16 protein-coding genes and 1 tRNA gene are annotated in these 14,956 nt (G+C 68.8%); 9 read left to right on the forward strand and 8 right to left on the reverse strand.

Features of this window, described 5'->3' with window-relative positions; genetic code table 11:
- Positions 1-85: 85 nt before the first annotated feature.
- From VNS22_RS08085 to VNS22_RS08095, 3 genes are all read left to right on the forward strand, one after another.
- On the forward strand, positions 86-1,936 hold the full coding sequence (locus VNS22_RS08085) for an ABC transporter ATP-binding protein (protein ID WP_325731371.1): 1,851 nt from the start codon (positions 86-88) through the stop codon (positions 1,934-1,936).
- Positions 1,937-2,010: 74 nt separating this feature from the next.
- Complete coding sequence (gene cueR, locus VNS22_RS08090; protein WP_159715501.1) at positions 2,011-2,403, forward strand: Cu(I)-responsive transcriptional regulator; 393 nt, start codon at positions 2,011-2,013, stop codon at positions 2,401-2,403.
- Positions 2,404-2,655: 252 nt separating this feature from the next.
- Positions 2,656-3,660, forward strand: coding sequence for an OmpA family protein (locus tag VNS22_RS08095; RefSeq protein WP_325731374.1), 1,005 nt, complete (start codon positions 2,656-2,658; stop codon positions 3,658-3,660).
- A 52-nt stretch (positions 3,661-3,712) separates the two neighbouring features.
- Here VNS22_RS08095 and VNS22_RS08100 read toward each other — a convergent pair whose 3' ends face one another.
- Positions 3,713-4,516, reverse strand: a complete 804-nt coding sequence (locus tag VNS22_RS08100) for a hydratase (RefSeq protein WP_325731375.1) — start codon at positions 4,514-4,516, stop codon at positions 3,713-3,715.
- Between the two features lie 94 nt (positions 4,517-4,610).
- Here VNS22_RS08100 and VNS22_RS08105 point away from each other — a divergent pair, with 94 nt between their 5' ends.
- The 6 genes from VNS22_RS08105 (at position 4,611) to VNS22_RS28530 (ending at position 8,442) form a co-directional block, all read left to right on the forward strand.
- Positions 4,611-5,036 carry a GNAT family acetyltransferase gene (locus VNS22_RS08105; protein ID WP_325731377.1) on the forward strand — a complete coding sequence of 142 codons (426 nt, stop codon included), beginning with the start codon at positions 4,611-4,613 and terminating at the stop codon, positions 5,034-5,036.
- Between the two features lie 110 nt (positions 5,037-5,146).
- Complete coding sequence (gene rph / locus VNS22_RS08110) at positions 5,147-5,875, forward strand: ribonuclease PH (RefSeq protein ID WP_325731379.1); 729 nt, start codon at positions 5,147-5,149, stop codon at positions 5,873-5,875.
- Positions 5,872-6,483, forward strand: coding sequence for an RdgB/HAM1 family non-canonical purine NTP pyrophosphatase (gene rdgB, locus VNS22_RS08115; RefSeq protein ID WP_325731380.1), 612 nt, complete (start codon positions 5,872-5,874; stop codon positions 6,481-6,483). Before rph ends, rdgB begins: the two co-directional genes overlap by 4 nt.
- A gap of 7 nt (positions 6,484-6,490) precedes the next feature.
- Positions 6,491-7,423 (forward strand): hypothetical protein, encoded by a 933-nt coding sequence (locus tag VNS22_RS08120; protein WP_325731382.1) that lies wholly within the window; start codon positions 6,491-6,493, stop codon positions 7,421-7,423.
- Between the two features lie 66 nt (positions 7,424-7,489).
- A tRNA-Ala gene (locus VNS22_RS08125) sits at positions 7,490-7,565 on the forward strand.
- A gap of 700 nt (positions 7,566-8,265) precedes the next feature.
- Entirely contained in the window at positions 8,266-8,442 is a 177-nt protein-coding gene (locus VNS22_RS28530; protein ID WP_414653336.1) for a DUF5681 domain-containing protein, read from the forward strand.
- Between the two features lie 22 nt (positions 8,443-8,464).
- Here VNS22_RS28530 and VNS22_RS08130 read toward each other — a convergent pair whose 3' ends face one another.
- The 7 genes from VNS22_RS08130 to VNS22_RS08160 form a co-directional block, all read right to left on the reverse strand.
- On the reverse strand, positions 8,465-9,238 hold the full coding sequence (locus tag VNS22_RS08130) for a cyclase family protein (protein ID WP_325731384.1): 774 nt from the start codon (positions 9,236-9,238) through the stop codon (positions 8,465-8,467).
- A 40-nt stretch (positions 9,239-9,278) separates the two neighbouring features.
- Entirely contained in the window at positions 9,279-10,277 is a 999-nt protein-coding gene (locus VNS22_RS08135) for an ABC transporter permease (protein WP_325731386.1), read from the reverse strand.
- Entirely contained in the window at positions 10,274-11,299 is a 1,026-nt protein-coding gene (locus VNS22_RS08140; RefSeq protein WP_325731388.1) for an ABC transporter permease, read from the reverse strand. The genes VNS22_RS08135 and VNS22_RS08140 overlap by 4 nt, the downstream gene beginning before the upstream one ends.
- The gene (locus VNS22_RS08145; protein WP_325731390.1) at positions 11,296-12,822 is read right to left on the reverse strand and encodes a sugar ABC transporter ATP-binding protein; all 1,527 of its coding nucleotides are present in this window, start codon (positions 12,820-12,822) and stop codon (positions 11,296-11,298) included. Before VNS22_RS08145 ends, VNS22_RS08140 begins: the two co-directional genes overlap by 4 nt.
- A gap of 33 nt (positions 12,823-12,855) precedes the next feature.
- Entirely contained in the window at positions 12,856-13,992 is a 1,137-nt protein-coding gene (locus VNS22_RS08150; RefSeq protein ID WP_325731392.1) for an ABC transporter substrate-binding protein, read from the reverse strand.
- A gap of 53 nt (positions 13,993-14,045) precedes the next feature.
- Positions 14,046-14,828, reverse strand: a complete 783-nt coding sequence (locus tag VNS22_RS08155) for an SDR family NAD(P)-dependent oxidoreductase (RefSeq protein ID WP_325731394.1) — start codon at positions 14,826-14,828, stop codon at positions 14,046-14,048.
- A 2-nt stretch (positions 14,829-14,830) separates the two neighbouring features.
- Positions 14,831-14,956 (reverse strand): 3-keto-5-aminohexanoate cleavage protein (locus VNS22_RS08160; RefSeq protein ID WP_325731398.1); only part of this gene is annotated, 126 nt, incomplete at its 5' end.

A 14,956-nucleotide genomic window follows, 5' to 3' on the forward strand; every position in this document is an offset into this window, starting at 1 on the left:
CGGGACATGGACGGTTGTCGGGGCTGGCCGCTATCATCGAGTAAGCCGAACCCGCGAGTCGATGGAGCCGGAGAGCCTGCAGCCGATGACCACGCCGATCCTGTCCGTCGCGAACCTCTCGACCTCGTTCCGGATGGAACATGAATGGCGCACCGTGGTGCGCCAGGCCTCGTTCGACGTGGCGCCGGGCGAGACGGTGGCGATCGTGGGGGAATCCGGCTCGGGCAAGAGCGTCACCGCACTCTCGATCATGCGGCTGATCCCGAAGATCGCCGGGCGGATCGAGGGCAGCGTGAAGCTGGCCGGGCGCGAGCTCCTGACCCTGCCCGAGCGGGAGATGCGGCAGATCCGTGGCGACGAGATCGCCATGATCTTCCAGGAGCCGATGACCAGCCTGAACCCGGTGCTCACGATCGGCTTCCAGATCGCGGAGGCGCTGGTCCAGCACCGCGGCATGTCGCGTGCGCAGGCCGAGGCCGAGACCGTGCGGCTCCTGGAGAAGGTCCGGATTCCTGCGGCCAGGTCGCGCTTCCACGAGTATCCGCACCGCTTCTCCGGCGGGATGCGCCAGCGGGCGATGATCGCGATGGCGCTGGCCTGCCAGCCCAAGCTCCTGATCGCCGACGAGCCCACCACCGCATTGGACGTCACCATCCAGGCGCAGATCCTGCAGCTCATCAAGGAGCTGCAGGACGAGAACGGCATGGCGGTCCTGTTCATCACCCACGACATGGGCGTGGTGGCCGAGATCGCCGACCGCACCGTGGTGATGTTCCGCGGCGAGATGGTGGAGGCGGGGCCGACCACCGAGATCTTCGCCCGCCCGCAGCGGCCCTACACCCGTGCCCTCCTGTCGGCCGTGCCCAAGCTCGGCTCGATGGAAGGGCGGCCCCGGCCGATGCGCTTTCCGACGGTCGACATCACGACCGGGGAGTCGGACGTGCCGGGCGAGGCCGCCGACACGGTGGCGGCCAGCGGCCGCCCGGTGCTCGAGGTGAACGGCCTGGTCACCCGCTTCGACATCCGCACCGGCTTGTTCGGAAGAGTCACCGGCCGGGTGCACGCGGTGGAGAACCTGTCCTTCGACCTGAGGGCGGGGGAGACCCTGGCGCTGGTCGGTGAATCGGGCTGCGGCAAGTCCACCACCGGCCGCTCGATCATGCGCCTGATCGAGCCGCTGGAAGGCTCGATCCTGGTGGATGGGCAGGACGTGCGCCGGATGGACAAGCGCGGGCTGCGCGAGATGCGCCGCTCGATGCAGATGATCTTCCAGGACCCGTTCTCCAGCCTGAACCCGCGCCGCAGCGTCGGCGCCTCGATCGCAGCACCGCTCCTGGCGCACGGGCTGGCGAGCCGCGCGCAGGCCGAGGCGAAGGTCGCGGACCTCTTGCGCCAGGTGGGGCTGACCCCCGACATGGCGAGCCGCCTGCCGCACGAGTTCTCGGGCGGCCAGCGGCAGCGGGTCTGCATCGCCCGGGCCCTGGCGCTGGAGCCCAAGGTGATCGTGGCCGACGAATCGGTCTCCGCTCTGGACGTCTCGATCAAGGCGCAGGTGATCAACCTGATGCTCGACCTGCAGGCCCGCTACGGCCTGGCCTACCTGTTCATCTCCCACGACATGGCGGTGGTGGAGCGGGTGAGCCATCGGGTCGCCGTGATGTATCTGGGCGAGATCGTCGAGATCGGGCCGCGGGCGGCGGTGTTCGGCGACCCGCGCCATCCCTATACGCGCAAGCTCCTGGCGGCCGTGCCGGTGGCGGACCCGGCCAGGCGCGGCGAGCGGCGCGAGGTCTCCCAGGACGAGATCAAGAGCCCGGTCCGCCCGCCGGACTACGAGCCGCCGCACCGCACCTACCGAGAAGTGTCGCCCGGCCACGTCGTCCAGGAGTGGGGCGAGGAATGGGAGCAGCCGGCGGCGGCACGTCGGGCCGCGTGATCCGGGGCTTGCCTTGCCGCCCCGCCGTCGCGACATCAGGACGGTAGCGACGAGCCTGGCGAGGAGGTCGGCCGGTGAATATCGGGCAGGCGGCGGAGCGGTCGGGGCTGCCGGCCAAGACGATCCGCTACTACGAGCAGATCGGGCTGATCGATCCGCCGGCCAGGCGGAGCAGCAACTATCGCGACTATGACGAGACCGACGTCCAGACGCTGCTGTTCATCCAGCGCGCCCGCTCGCTGGGATTCTCGATCGACGACTGCCGCGACCTGCTGGCCCTTTATCGCGCCCGCGACCGCAGTGCCGCCGAGGTGAAGGCGCTGGCGCTGACCAGGATCGGCCAGATCGACAGCAAGATCGGCGAGCTCATGTCGATCCGGGCCACGCTGTCGGCACTGGCGGACCGGTGTGCCGGCGACGACCGCCAGGAATGCGCCATCCTCGCGGATCTCTCGCGGGCCGGCTGACCGGCCGAACTGCTCCAGCCAGACGATTCGGGCGGCCCTGCAGCGGGTGCGCAGGTTGATGTGCCGAGTCAATCAATATCCGGAAAGTCGTTCCTGCTAAAGTCGCATTATTTTTAGTGCAATTGCATAAGTTAAGCAGTGGCAATATTGCTGCATTCGTCAAGCAAGTTTCGATGTTGAGATGGAAAGTCTGTTCTGGGGAAGAAATCTCATGTGGAGTCGCTGAACAACGCCTCCAAAGGGAGCTATGTCATGGTCCGCACAGCAGGGATCCGCACCGCAGGCGTTTGCCTGATGCTGAGCATGATCACGCCGGCCGCCTACGCGCAGTCGGACTCCGTGGCCCAGCCCATGGCCGAGGGCGGTGCGGGGGCCATGGCAGAGCAGAGTATCTATCAGGTCTTCTTCGCGCTCGGCAGCGCCGAGCTCGACAGTGACGCCATGTCGACCGTCGCCGCCGCTGCGAACTGGTACAAGCTGGGCGGGGCGCCCAGCATATCCGTGACCGGCCACGCCGACACGACCGGTAGCCCTGCGGTCAACGAGGAAGTGTCCCGGCGCCGCGCCCAGGCCGTCGCCGATGCGCTGGTCGGATTCGGCGTGTCCGAATCCGCGATCACCCAGAATGCCGTCGGCCAGAGCGACCTGCTGGTGCCGACGGGCGAGGGGGTCGCGGAGCGGCAGAACCGCCGGGTCGAGATCAGGCTGGAGCCGATGCAGGCGGAGGAGCCGGTGGCGGAGGCCGCCCCACCCGCAGCCGCGACCGGGCCGGTCGAGGAAGTCGCCGATGTCATCCGCCGCGGCAAGTTCGGCATCGGCCTCTACTATGGTGCCAACCTGCTCGACCAGGGCGACGATTCGGGCCAGGACACGCACCATGTCACGCATCTGCTCGGCTTGAACCTCACCTTCGACTACCTGCTGCTCGACTGGTTGAACCTGTCCCTGGAGCAGGCCGGCTTCTACAACGTCGACACGGACGACGACGGCATCGGCGGCCGGACCGCGGCCGGCCTCGACTTCGTGTTTCCCGTGGGGCAGGGCGGCTTCGGCGCAGTCACGAGCTTTTTGCCCTATGTCGGCGTGAACCTCGGCGGGATCTACGGCTCCGGCCTCGACGACGACTTCTTCTGGGGACCGGAGATCGGCGTGAACCTCGGCCCAATCCAGGCGAAGATCGCCTACGACGCGCCCTTCGACCGCGACTTCGACGAGGGCATCATCTCCACGACGATCGGCGTCGGCATTCCGTTCTAGGCAGATTCCGGCTCTAGGCCGGCGGGAACTGCTTCCTGCCGGCCTGGAGCCGTCACGGGCCGAAGCAGAGCTTCAGGCCACCCAGCACGCCGAAGTCGACCTCGACCTCGTCGCCGGGCTCGACCGGCACCGGCACCATGCAGGTGCCGGTGGTCACCATCTGCCCGGCCCTGAGCGTGATCCCCTGCCGGGACAGTTCGTTGGCAAGCCAGGTGAGTGCCAAGAGCGGGTCGCCCAGCACGTTGGCACCGAGCCCGGTGCGCTCCAGGCGGACCTGGCCATCGCGCCGCACCGTGGCGGTCGGCGCAAACGCGACGAGGTCCAGCTCGCGCCAGCCGGCGGTGGCGGCAACCCCATGGGCGAACTGGTGGGCGCAGGCATTGTCCGCGAGCAGTTGAGCTTCCCCCGCAGTGGCGAAGTCCTCGAAGCGCGAATCGGGCACCTCGATCGCCGGGTGGAGGCTGCCGATCGCCGCCAGCACCTCGTCCTGCCGGTAGTCCGCCGGGCGGGGCGGCAGATCCTCGGCCATGCGGAAGGCGAACTCGGGCTCGGCCACCTTCATCTCGTTGCCGCGGAGCGACACGGTGGTGCCGGGTGCCAGCACGCGCTCTTCGAGGATTCGCCCGGCCAGCGGTCCGTCCACGCCGATATGGGCCTGGCCGGCCAGGCTGGTGGCCGCGATCTTCCAGCCGAACAGGGGCGCCGCGCTGCGTTCTTCCAGATGGGCCTGCACCGCATAGCCGTCCGCCCGGGTCTTGGGCAGCATCTCGTCCGGGATCGCGGGCAGCTTCCAGCCCTGCTGCCAGCAGCGGAACAGGAGGTCGGACGCGGCCCTGGAGCTGGCATCGACGGTCATGAGCGGTTCCTTGCTGGTCGTTGTCGCTGACGGCTTGCATGACCGAGCGTACGTGGTTTCCTCGCAGAGGTGGAGCGTCCGCGACGGAAAGGACATGGCGATGTGGATCGGCCCGGCCCGGCCGGAGCAGCGGCAGGAGGTGGTGGAGCTGTGGCGCGCAGCCGGGCTCACCGTCCCGCACAACGACCCGGTGGCCGATTTCGACCAGGCGCGCGGCCGTGACGGCTCCGACGTCCTGGTGGGCATGCTCGGCGCACGGCTGGCAGGGGCGGTGATGGTCGGCCATGACGGCCACCGCGGCTGGCTCTACTATCTGGCAGTGGCGCCGGAACTGCGCGGCCAGGGCCATGGCCGCGCCCTGGTCGCCGCGGCCGAGGCCTGGCTCGCCGGGCACGGCATCCGCAAGGTCCAGCTCATGGTCCGCGCGGGCAACCGGGCGGTCAGCGGCTTCTATGCCCGGATCGGCTATGCCGAAGCACCGGTGACGACCCTGGCGAAATGGCTCGATCCGCCCGGCTGAGCAGGGTATCGGCGCAGGCCGCGCTTGCGTCCACGGGATCCCTTGTGCCATCGCCGCATCTCTCGGTGCCGCGGGCGCATCGATGCGGATATCAAGGGACGAGCGAGGCGATGAGGACGGATGGTCGGCTGGCGGATGCGCTGCGGCCGGTAGTGATCGAGATGGGCGTGAACCGGCACGCGGAAGGCTCCTGCATCGTGTCCTTCGGCCATACGCGGGTGCTGTGCACGGCCACCGTGGAGGAGCGCGTTCCGCCCTTCCTGCGCAACACCGGCAAGGGCTGGGTGACCGCCGAGTACGCGATGCTGCCGCGCTCGACCCATTCCCGCTCTCCCCGCGAGGTCGCCAAGGGCCGGCAGAGCGGGCGCACCATGGAGATCCAGCGGCTGATCGGCCGCTCGCTGCGCGCCGTCACCCTGCTGGACCATCTGGGCGAGCGGCAGATCGTGGTCGACTGCGACGTGCTGCAGGCCGACGGCGGCACCCGCACCGCCTCCATCACCGGCGCCTATGTCGCCCTGCACGAGGCGCTGCAGAAGCTGGTCACGAAGGGCGACCTGAAGCGCCTGCCGCTGCGCGAGCCGGTGGCCGCCGTGTCCTGCGGCCTGGTCAAGGGCCTGGCCCTGCTCGACCTCGACTACAGCGAGGACAATGGTGCCGAGGCGGATGCCAATTTCGTGCTCACCCGCTCGGGCAAGATCGTCGAGATGCAGGTGACCGCCGAGGAGGCACCCCTGGAGCCCGCCCAGATCGAGGCCATGCAGCGCCTGGCCGAGAGCGGGGTGACGCGGCTGGTCGAGCGGCAGCTGGCCGCCCTGGCCGAGGCCGGCTTCGCATGAGCCGGCGCCTCGCCGAGCCCAGGCTGGTGGTGGCGACCCACAACCAGGGCAAGCTGAGGGAGCTGCGCAGCCTCCTGGGCGACCATCCGGTGGAACTGGTCAGCGCCGGGGAGCTCGGCCTGCCCGAGCCGGCCGAGACCGAGACGAGCTTTGCCGGCAATGCCCGGATCAAGGCGCACGCCGCGGCCAGGGCCAGCGGGCTGCCGGCCCTGGCGGACGACAGCGGCATCGCCTGTCGCGGCCTGGATGGTGCGCCCGGCGTCTGGTCGGCGGACTGGGCGGGCCCGGGCAAGGACTTCGCCGTGGCGATGGCCCGGGTCGTGCGCGAGCTGGAAGCCCGCTTCGGCGGCTGGGACGCCGCGGACCGGCAGGCCGCCTTCGTGAGCTGCCTCTGCCTCGCCTGGCCGGATGGCCATGACGAACTGGTCCAGGCCAAGGTCACCGGCGCGCTGGTGGCCAGCCCGCGCGGCGCCAACGGCTTCGGCTACGATCCCATCTTCGTGCCCGACGGCGAGAGCCGGACGTTCGGCGAGATGGCGCCCGCCGAGAAGAATGCGCTGAGCCACCGCACCCGCGCGTTCCGCCTGCTGAAGGAGCGCTGCTTCTAGGGCGCCCATGACCCGTCCGCCCGCCGGGCTGTTCCTCCGTCCGGCCCCTGCCGACCCGGGCCTGGCGCACCTGCGCACGGCACTCGGCCGGGCGCTCGCCACCATAGCCGGGGCGCGCTTCGCCAGCCTGTTCCTGGATGCGCCGGCCGCCATCGCGGCGCCGGCAGCGGCAGCGCTGCGTGCGCAACTGGACGCGGGCGACTGGCTCATGCCGGGTGCCGAGGTGACCTGGCATGGCCCTTCGGCCTCGCCGGCAGCGCTGACGGCCCTGGGCGTCACCCGCCGCTCCCTGCCGGGACCGCAGGCTGTGCGGCGCATGCGGCCGGCCATGACGCTCGCGATCGAGCTGGGCCCGGCGGATCTCCCGCACCCGCCCGGCCATGCCTGGATGCGGCGGATGCTGGCGGCCGGCATGGTCCATCTGGGCCTGAGCGGCAGCGAGGTTCCAGCCTCGTGGGTGGTGGTGCTGGACCGGCTTCTGCGTGCCCACGGGTTCTGCCGCTACGAGACCCTGCACTGGGCGCTGCCCGGTCATGAGGCGCGCTGGCTCCTGGACGCGCGGCGGGGCCATGCGATCATGGCGCTGGGTCCGGGCGCCTATGGCCGCTGGCCGGATGCTGCCGGCTGGCGCTGGTGGCGCTCGTCCGGTGCCGCGGCCTGGTGCCGCGCGGTGGGTCGAGGCGGGGACGGGCGCGGCCGCCTGTATCGGCTGACGCCGCAGGAGCGGGCGCAGGAGCGGGTGATCGACGGGTTGCGCCTGGCCGAGGGCATCACGCCTGCCGCGATCGAGGCGGAAACCGGCCTGGTGCGCTCTGCCTGGCTGGACGAGCATGCGCTGGCCCGGCTGCGCGCGTCCGGTCGGCTCCATGACCTGGCCGGCCGGCTGCTTGCCGCCGATCCGGGCGAAGCCGACGCGCTGGCCCTGGCCCTGCTGCGCTGACCCGCCGGTTCGGCGCGAACCAGCTCTTGCCCGATGGCGTCGACCTCGGCATACAGGCGGCGGAACGGGGCCGTAGCTCAGCTGGGAGAGCGCGACGTTTGCACCGTCGAGGTCGTCGGTTCGATCCCGATCGGCTCCACCAATCTCATCTGGCCGAGCTCTTCCCAGAGCTTGTCGATCGCGTCCGCGACCTGCTGTAGTATCCCGGTATCTACGATCGCATAGTGGGCTGCCACGATCCGGTTCGGCGGGTTGGTGCTGCCCTTGCAGGGGCCGATCAGGTCGAGGGACACGCCGCGCCGGCGCAACTCCCTCGTCAGCAACTTCTGCATGGCCTTCGGCGTGAAACGCGGGTCGAGCCCGGTCGCCTTCACGGTCAGGCGCCAGCTGCAGATCAGCGACTTCACCGGCTTGCCGCGGTGCTGGATCAGCGCGTCTGGGGCGAAAGGCGCCTTTAGGCGGTCCAGGGCCATCCCGATCCGGTCTGCGCTGGGCAGGTGGACGGCGTAGTCGCTGAAGTAGCGCGACCGCACGTTCGGCAAGCCCACGACCGTGAAGGTGCACTCCGATGCCTACAAGGGGGCGCTACAGCAAGGCAGCTGCGCTGTGACCATCCACCACGATCCGGTCGAGGTGATGCCGAGCATCACTTTCTGCCGGTGCCTGATCTGCCAGGCACACCGGTTGCGGGCGGTCGCACGGGTCGCCGACAGGATGCCCAGGCACGCAGCCGAGCCGGCCAGGATCTTCGCCGAGCTGACGGAGAAGGCGGCAACCGCTTCTGGGCAGGTCAGTCGGGTGCCGGCAGGAATGTCCTCTGTTCGGTCAGGCGGAGGACAGGCGTGAGCGGCAAGTTCACGCCTGGCACCCCAGGCAATCCCCGCGGCCGGCCAGAGGGTTCTCGGAACAGGGTCACGGTCGAGCTCGACCAGTCGGCTGAGACGACGGCGCCCTATGTCCTCAAGGCCCTGGCTGCCGGCGCTACGATCGAAGGCTTCTCGACAGCGTCCTTGTCGTGATCTCGCTCCTCGAGATCACCACTCATTCGCAGCACGGGCAGTAGGCGATAGGTCGAAGTGGTGAACCAGAACCGTATTCGATCGGCAGTGGTGCAGCCACAAACAGGCAGCGGCGTGAAACGCGTTCGAGGTTCGCAACACATTCCAGGATGAGGATGTTGTTCGGCAGCCAGTGGCGGAAGTGCCCCGGCATGTCGCCGGTGACGACCCCCTCCTTGATGGGAGCCTCGCAGGCGATGGTGTCGGCCCCGACGGCGCGAACGTTGCGCTCCTTGAAGAGCAGCACCGCCTCCTCGTTCATGCCGGGGCAGTTGTTCGCGAACCATTGTGAGCGGTCGTCCGTGCGCCAATGCTGCTTCAGCCAGCCGAAGTTCACGAGCGCGATCTGGTCATCCTCAACGGCGATGCCATGCTGCCGCTCATAAGCGAGCAGATCGGTCGGCGTGAGGATGTCGCCCGGCTTCCAGTCGCGGTCGGAGAAGTCGTACACGACCGCCTCCGCCACGAGCCGGTCGACCGGAAAGGTCTCGATGGTCACGTCGGTCATGTGCGAGACCGTGTGGGCGGGCGCATCGACATGGCAGCCGATATGCTCGGGCGCACTCAGGTTCTGGCAGTAGTATCCGTCCCGCTCGTGCCGGACCGTCTGGTCGATGATCAGGTGCGGGTGGGTCGGCCAGCGCGGAATGCCGCGTCCCAGCGTCGGCGCCAGATCGACCGGCCGCATGGTCCGCAGCAGGTTCATGGCGGCGCGGACCTGATCGTCGCCTGCCACTGCCGCGTTCGTCGACTGCATGCTCTTCTCCCAATGTACCGGATTGCCGAGGGACAGCAGATCAGATCCTGCCCGCCTTCTCGCGAGCGGTCAGCGCCAGGATCGCCACCAGCACGATGCCGCTCATCATCTGCCGGTCGGCCGTGCCGAAGCCCATGACGATCAGAAGATTCGCCAGGACGGTGAAGACGATTGCGCCCAGGAACGGGCCGGCGATGTTGCCGCGCCCGCCGGTCAGCGCGGTGCCACCGATCACGGCCGCGGCGATGGACATCAGCGTGTACGGGACGCCGATCGACAGATTCACGCTGCCGGCGAAGCCGAACACCAGCACCCCGGTGAGGCCGGCCAGCACCGAGCAGAGCACGTAGCTCAGCAGATAGATGCGCCAGACAGGAATCCCGGCGAACCGGGCCGCGCGGGGGTTCGCGCCGACCAGGTAGAGCTGCCGGCCGTAGCGCGACCATTGCAGCAATGCGGTCATGGCGACGAACACCACTGCGGCCACCAGCACGAGCCACGGGACCGGCCCGAGCTTGGCACCGCCTACCGCCAGCAGCAGCGGCGATGGCGAGGTCGGCCCGTAGTCCTGGGCGAAGGCGAACGCACCGCCGGCGAGCACGAAGGCCATGCCGAGCGTCATGATCAGGGGATAGATGCCGACCAGGTACACGCCGACGAAGTTGATGGCGCCTATCAATGCGCAGACCAGCACCACCGCCAGGAGGGCCAGCGGCAGGTTCTGATCGAGGCCTGCGCTGAAATTCGAGGTCACCAGCGCTGCGAGGGTGATGACCGAGCCGACTGACAGGTCGATGCCCTGATTGCCCGACATGATCACGATCGTCTGGCCGACGCTTACCACGGCGAGCAGGCTGGCCACCGACAGCAGGCCCCAGATACTGCCCATCGATACGAAGTCGGGCCGGACAGCGGCGCCGATCGCGAACAGCACGACGATGATCGCGACCGGCAGGGACAGGGGCGATCGGACCAGCGCGCGGAACCGGACCAGCCGTGTGGGGGTGGGCCCGGGCGCCCGGGAGACGATGCTGCTCATGGAGCGACCTCGAGGATCCGGCGGCGGGACGCAGCGGCGCCACGTGCGCGCCAAGCGGCCAGCACGCGCTGAAGCACGACCACGCCGCCCAGGCCGGTCAGGATGATGATGCCGACGATGAATTGTTGGTAGAACGGCGAGACGCCGAAGCCGAGCAGCAGCTCGGAGGTCACGACCAGGAATAGCGCACCGAAAATAGCGCCCAGCGGGTCGCCGCTGCCGCCCAGGATCGCGACGCCGCCGATCACCGGCGCCGCGATCGACTGCAGCGTGTAGGCCTCGCCGATCAACGGGTCGCCCGAGCCGATCGCCAGGGTCGTGGCGAGACCGGCCAGGCCGGTGAAGAGGCCACTCAGCAGATAGGCGATGGTACGGACACGGGTGACCTGGATGCCGCTGGCGAACGCCTTGGCGTCGTCGCCACCGACCGCGTAGAGGCGCAGCATGAACGTGCTGCGCTTGATCGCTACGATCGCCACGGCGGCAGCCAGCATCAGCGCCAGCGCCACGGGCACACCCGCATAGCTGTCCATCATCCACATCACGAGCTCGAACGGGATGCTGCCACCCGGCGCCGACTGCACCCGGAGGGCAAGGCCGCCCGCCACGAACGAGACGGCGAAGGTCGCGAGCAGCGCGTTGATGCGCAGGTACACGACCAGCAGCGCATTGAGGGCACCGAAGGCCACACCCACCAGCGTCGCCAGCGGCAGGGCGACCTCCATGCCGAAGCCGGCTGTGAACAGGCTTACCGCCACGACGTTCACGAGGCTGATCGTGGCGCCGATGCTCAGGTCGATGGTCCGGCCGATCAGGAGGATCGCTTGGCCGAGCGACGCCACGACCAGCGGCAGGTTCGACGACCCGAAACCGATCAGGCCGTTGACGCTCAGCAGATTCGGGTTGAGCGCCGCGTCGATGGCGAACGCGATCACGAACAGCAGGAGTGCCGGGAATGCCGGCCAGAGCACGATCGAGCGCCAGTAGCTCGGAGCGCTCGCGCTCTGCTGGGTGGGAGTCATGGACGGCTTCCTGCGCCGGCGACCTGATGACGGTCAGCGGCAGGCGCTTGCAGGTACGACTCGACCAGCGCCTGCTCGTCCAGCCCGGCGCCGGCATGCAGCTCGCGGATGATCATGCGCTTCTCCAGCACCAGCACGCGGTCGCACAAGGCGGCCAGCTCCCGATCGTCGCTGGAGGTGAGCACGACCGCGGTACCCTGCTCCGCGGCCAGGCGGCGGATCGCCTGGTGGACCTCGGCACGCGCCGCGACATCGATACCTTTGGTGGGATCGGCAGCCAGCAGCAGCTTGGGCCGGAGCAGGAAGCAGCGGGCCAGCAGCACCTTCTGCTGGTTGCCGCCGGAGAGCGAATTGAGCGGGTTCGTGAGACCGCCATGAACGGTCGACAGCTCGCTCAGCGCCTGCTCCAGCTGCGCTTCGTCGAGCCGGATCGGATCACGCCGGTTCAGGAGCAGGGCCAGCATGTTCTCTTGGAGCGAGCGGATGGCGAACCCCACCTCGTCGCGGTCGCCGGACACGTAGGCGATGCCGGCGCGGACGGCATCGGTCGGCGAGCGCAACTGCACAGGCGCACCATCCAGTAGCAGTCTGGCCGGGGCACGAACCTCGCGCAGGCCGAACAGGCATGCGAGGATGGCGGCCTGGCCCTGGTCGGGCAGGCCGCCCAGGCCCAGGATCTCGCCCTTGCCGACGGTAAGCGACACCTCTCCGGCGTCGGCTTCCAGCGCCACGTTGCTGAGCTCGACGCGCCTGGCTGTCTTGGTGGCGGTCGTGCGCGCACGCGCGCCGCCGCGATCGCCGGTGCGGCTGCCACCGCCGACCCAGCGAATCAGATCGTCGCTGGAAACGCTGGCGACGTCGGTGTCGGCGACCACCTCGCCGTTGCGCAGCACGGTGATCGTGTCGCAGAGGCTCTGGATCTCGCCCAAGCGGTGGCTGACCAGGATTGCACCACCTCCGGCCTTGCAGTGCTCCGCGAGCACGCGCTTGACCAGCTGTGCCTCGTGCTCGTGCAGGGCCGAGGTCAGCTCGTCCAGGATCAGGTACCTGGGCTCGAGGCGCAGTGCCTTGGCGAGTTCCACCAAGTATTTCTCGCCCACCTGCAGTGCCTGGACCGGAAGGTTCTCCAGGTGCGCCAGGCCGAGCCGCCCCAGGACGGCGCGTGCCTCGGCCCGGATTACCTTGTCGGCTCGAAACAGGCCGGCCACACGGGGCACATGGGTGAGCGCCAGATTCTCCGCCACCGTCAGGTCCGGCAGCAGGCTGAGCTCCTGGAACGTCGTGGTGATCCCGGCCGCGTGGGCGGCGCGCGGCGAGCCGGCGGGGATTGGCGCGCCGTCGACGCTCACCCGGCCCGAATCGGGTCGAACCGCCCCGCTGACGATCTTTGCCAGCGTGCTCTTGCCCGACCCATTGCCTCCGAACAGTGCCCGCACTTCTCCAGGGGCGACCGTGAAGCCGACATCACGCAAGGCGATGATCGGCCCGTAGTGCTTGGAAACGTGCTCGACGGTTATCGACATCCTTTGCCCTGCCCTTCGAAGCCTTCGGCTGGCCTACTTCAGGAAGTAGCGGTCGAGGACTTGCTGTTGAGTGAGCATGCCATCGAGCGCCGTCGAATCCGGCTGGCCTTCCAGGCGAGCCAGCGCCTCGTCGAGGCCGATGCACTCGGTACCTTCGTTGCACCAGGGCTTGTCGGTCTCGGCTTCGCGGGTGACCACCGTGGGCTCGGGCAGCAGGATCGTGTTGGCGATGCTGGGATCGGCCGGGCTCGGCTGCAGCACGTCAGGATTGAGCTGGTGGCCGCGCAGGAGTGCTACCACGAACCGGAGCGAGCTGGCGCCAATGCCCGGCGGGTTGGTCACGGTGATCGCGTTGATGTCCGGCCGGCTCTTCCACAGCTTCAGGAAGCTGTGGACGTAGTCGCCGCTCATCGGCGGCAGGGTGCGGCCGCTGGTGTCATAGGCACGCACCACGCCGTCGGCCATCACGTCCTGGATGAGGACACCGTCGATCTGGTCATGGGCGGTGAGCAGGCTGCTCATCACCTCGCGCGCCTTCGCCTGGTCCCAGCCACCCGGAACCGATGCGAGGAGCTTGATGTCCGGGTTCTTGGCGAGCACCTCGTCGCGCGCCGCGACCCGCAACTCGCTTCCGGTGACACCGGCGATGCCTTCGATCGAGACGATGTTGCCCTTGCCTTTGAGCTGGTCGACCAGCCACTCCGTCTGGATGCCCCAGAACTGGTTCTGATCCAGGGTTATGCTGATGGCGTTCGGGTGCCCCATTGGGTTGTCGCCGATCACCACCAGGATGCCGGACGCCAGCGCGCGAGCGATCACCGGCTTCAGCGCCTCGGTCGATTCAGGATTGATGAGCAGAGCGTCGACGCCGCTGTTGATCAGTGAGTTGACCTGGGTGAGCTGACCGCTGGCGCCCGACGTGCTGTTGAGGATGGTGACCTCGGCAACGTCGCCCTCGGCCTTGAACTCCTCGGCGACCTTCTCGATGTCCGCGACGAACTGAGCGCGCCAGGTATTGCCGATATAGCCGTTCGACACGCCGATCCGGAACGGCGGCTCATGGCCGGCGGCATTGGCGGTGAACGGCAGGTCGGCTGCGCCGGCCACAGTGGTGCCGAACGTACCGAGCAGCAACGCTGCGGCCGTCACAATGCGTCTGGTTGTCTTCATCTTCTTCCCCCTGATCAGAACATGACTTTAGGCACGGGAACGGTGCCGAGCCGTCAGCTCCCGAGCGTCAGCCCCCCGTCGACCACGATGGTCTGGCCGGTGATCATCGGCGCATCGAAGCCCAGGAACAGGATGGCGCTCGCCAGATCCTCCGGCGTGCAGCGCCGCTTGAGGAGCGCTCGCTCGATCGAGCCCTGCCGCTGCTCGTCGGTCCAGTCGACCATCCAGGTGCTGTCCACTGCGCCCGGCGCCACCGCGTTGACCCGGACCGAAGGTGCCAGTGCGCGTGCCAGGTTCTTGGTCAGGCTGATCACGCCCGCCTTGGTGGCGGCATAGGCCATGCTGCTCCCGACCATATCGAGCCCGGACACCGAGGCCGTGCTCACGACGGCTCCGCCGCTCGCTTTCAGGGCTGCGGCGGCACTCTTCGTGCAGCGGAACACGCTGACGAGGTTGGTAGCGACCAGAACGTCCCAGATCTCGTCGGTGATTCCATCGAGATCGGCAGGCGGGATGGCATGGCGCGTGGCCGGTGTGCCGGCATTGTTGACCAGCAGGTCGAGCCGGCCGAGCTGGGCGATCGCAGCTTCCACCATGCGGGCCGAATCATGTGGGTCGGCCACGTCGCCCGGGACCGAGAGCGCCTTGCCGCCCTCGGCGGCGAGGCGCGCCACTACCGCCGCGCCGCGTTGATCGTCGGAAAGGTGGTTGACTGCCACCGTCGCGCCTGCAGCGACCAGCATCTCGACGGTGGCAAGGCCGATGCCCGAGGCACCGCCGGTGACAAGCGCCGTCCGGCCTCGAAGATCGTAGCGGGCCAATCTGGAGGATGACATGCTCAGAACTCCACCCGATCCCCGCCCTTGAGCTCCAGGATCTCGCGGGCCTCGGCGGGGCTGGCGATCTGCATGCCCAGCCCCTCGATGATCTGGCGGGCGCGGCGCACCTGGGCGGCATTGCTTTC

The organism is Geminicoccus sp. (assembly GCF_035556675.1).
Lineage (GTDB): Bacteria > Pseudomonadota > Alphaproteobacteria > Geminicoccales > Geminicoccaceae > Geminicoccus.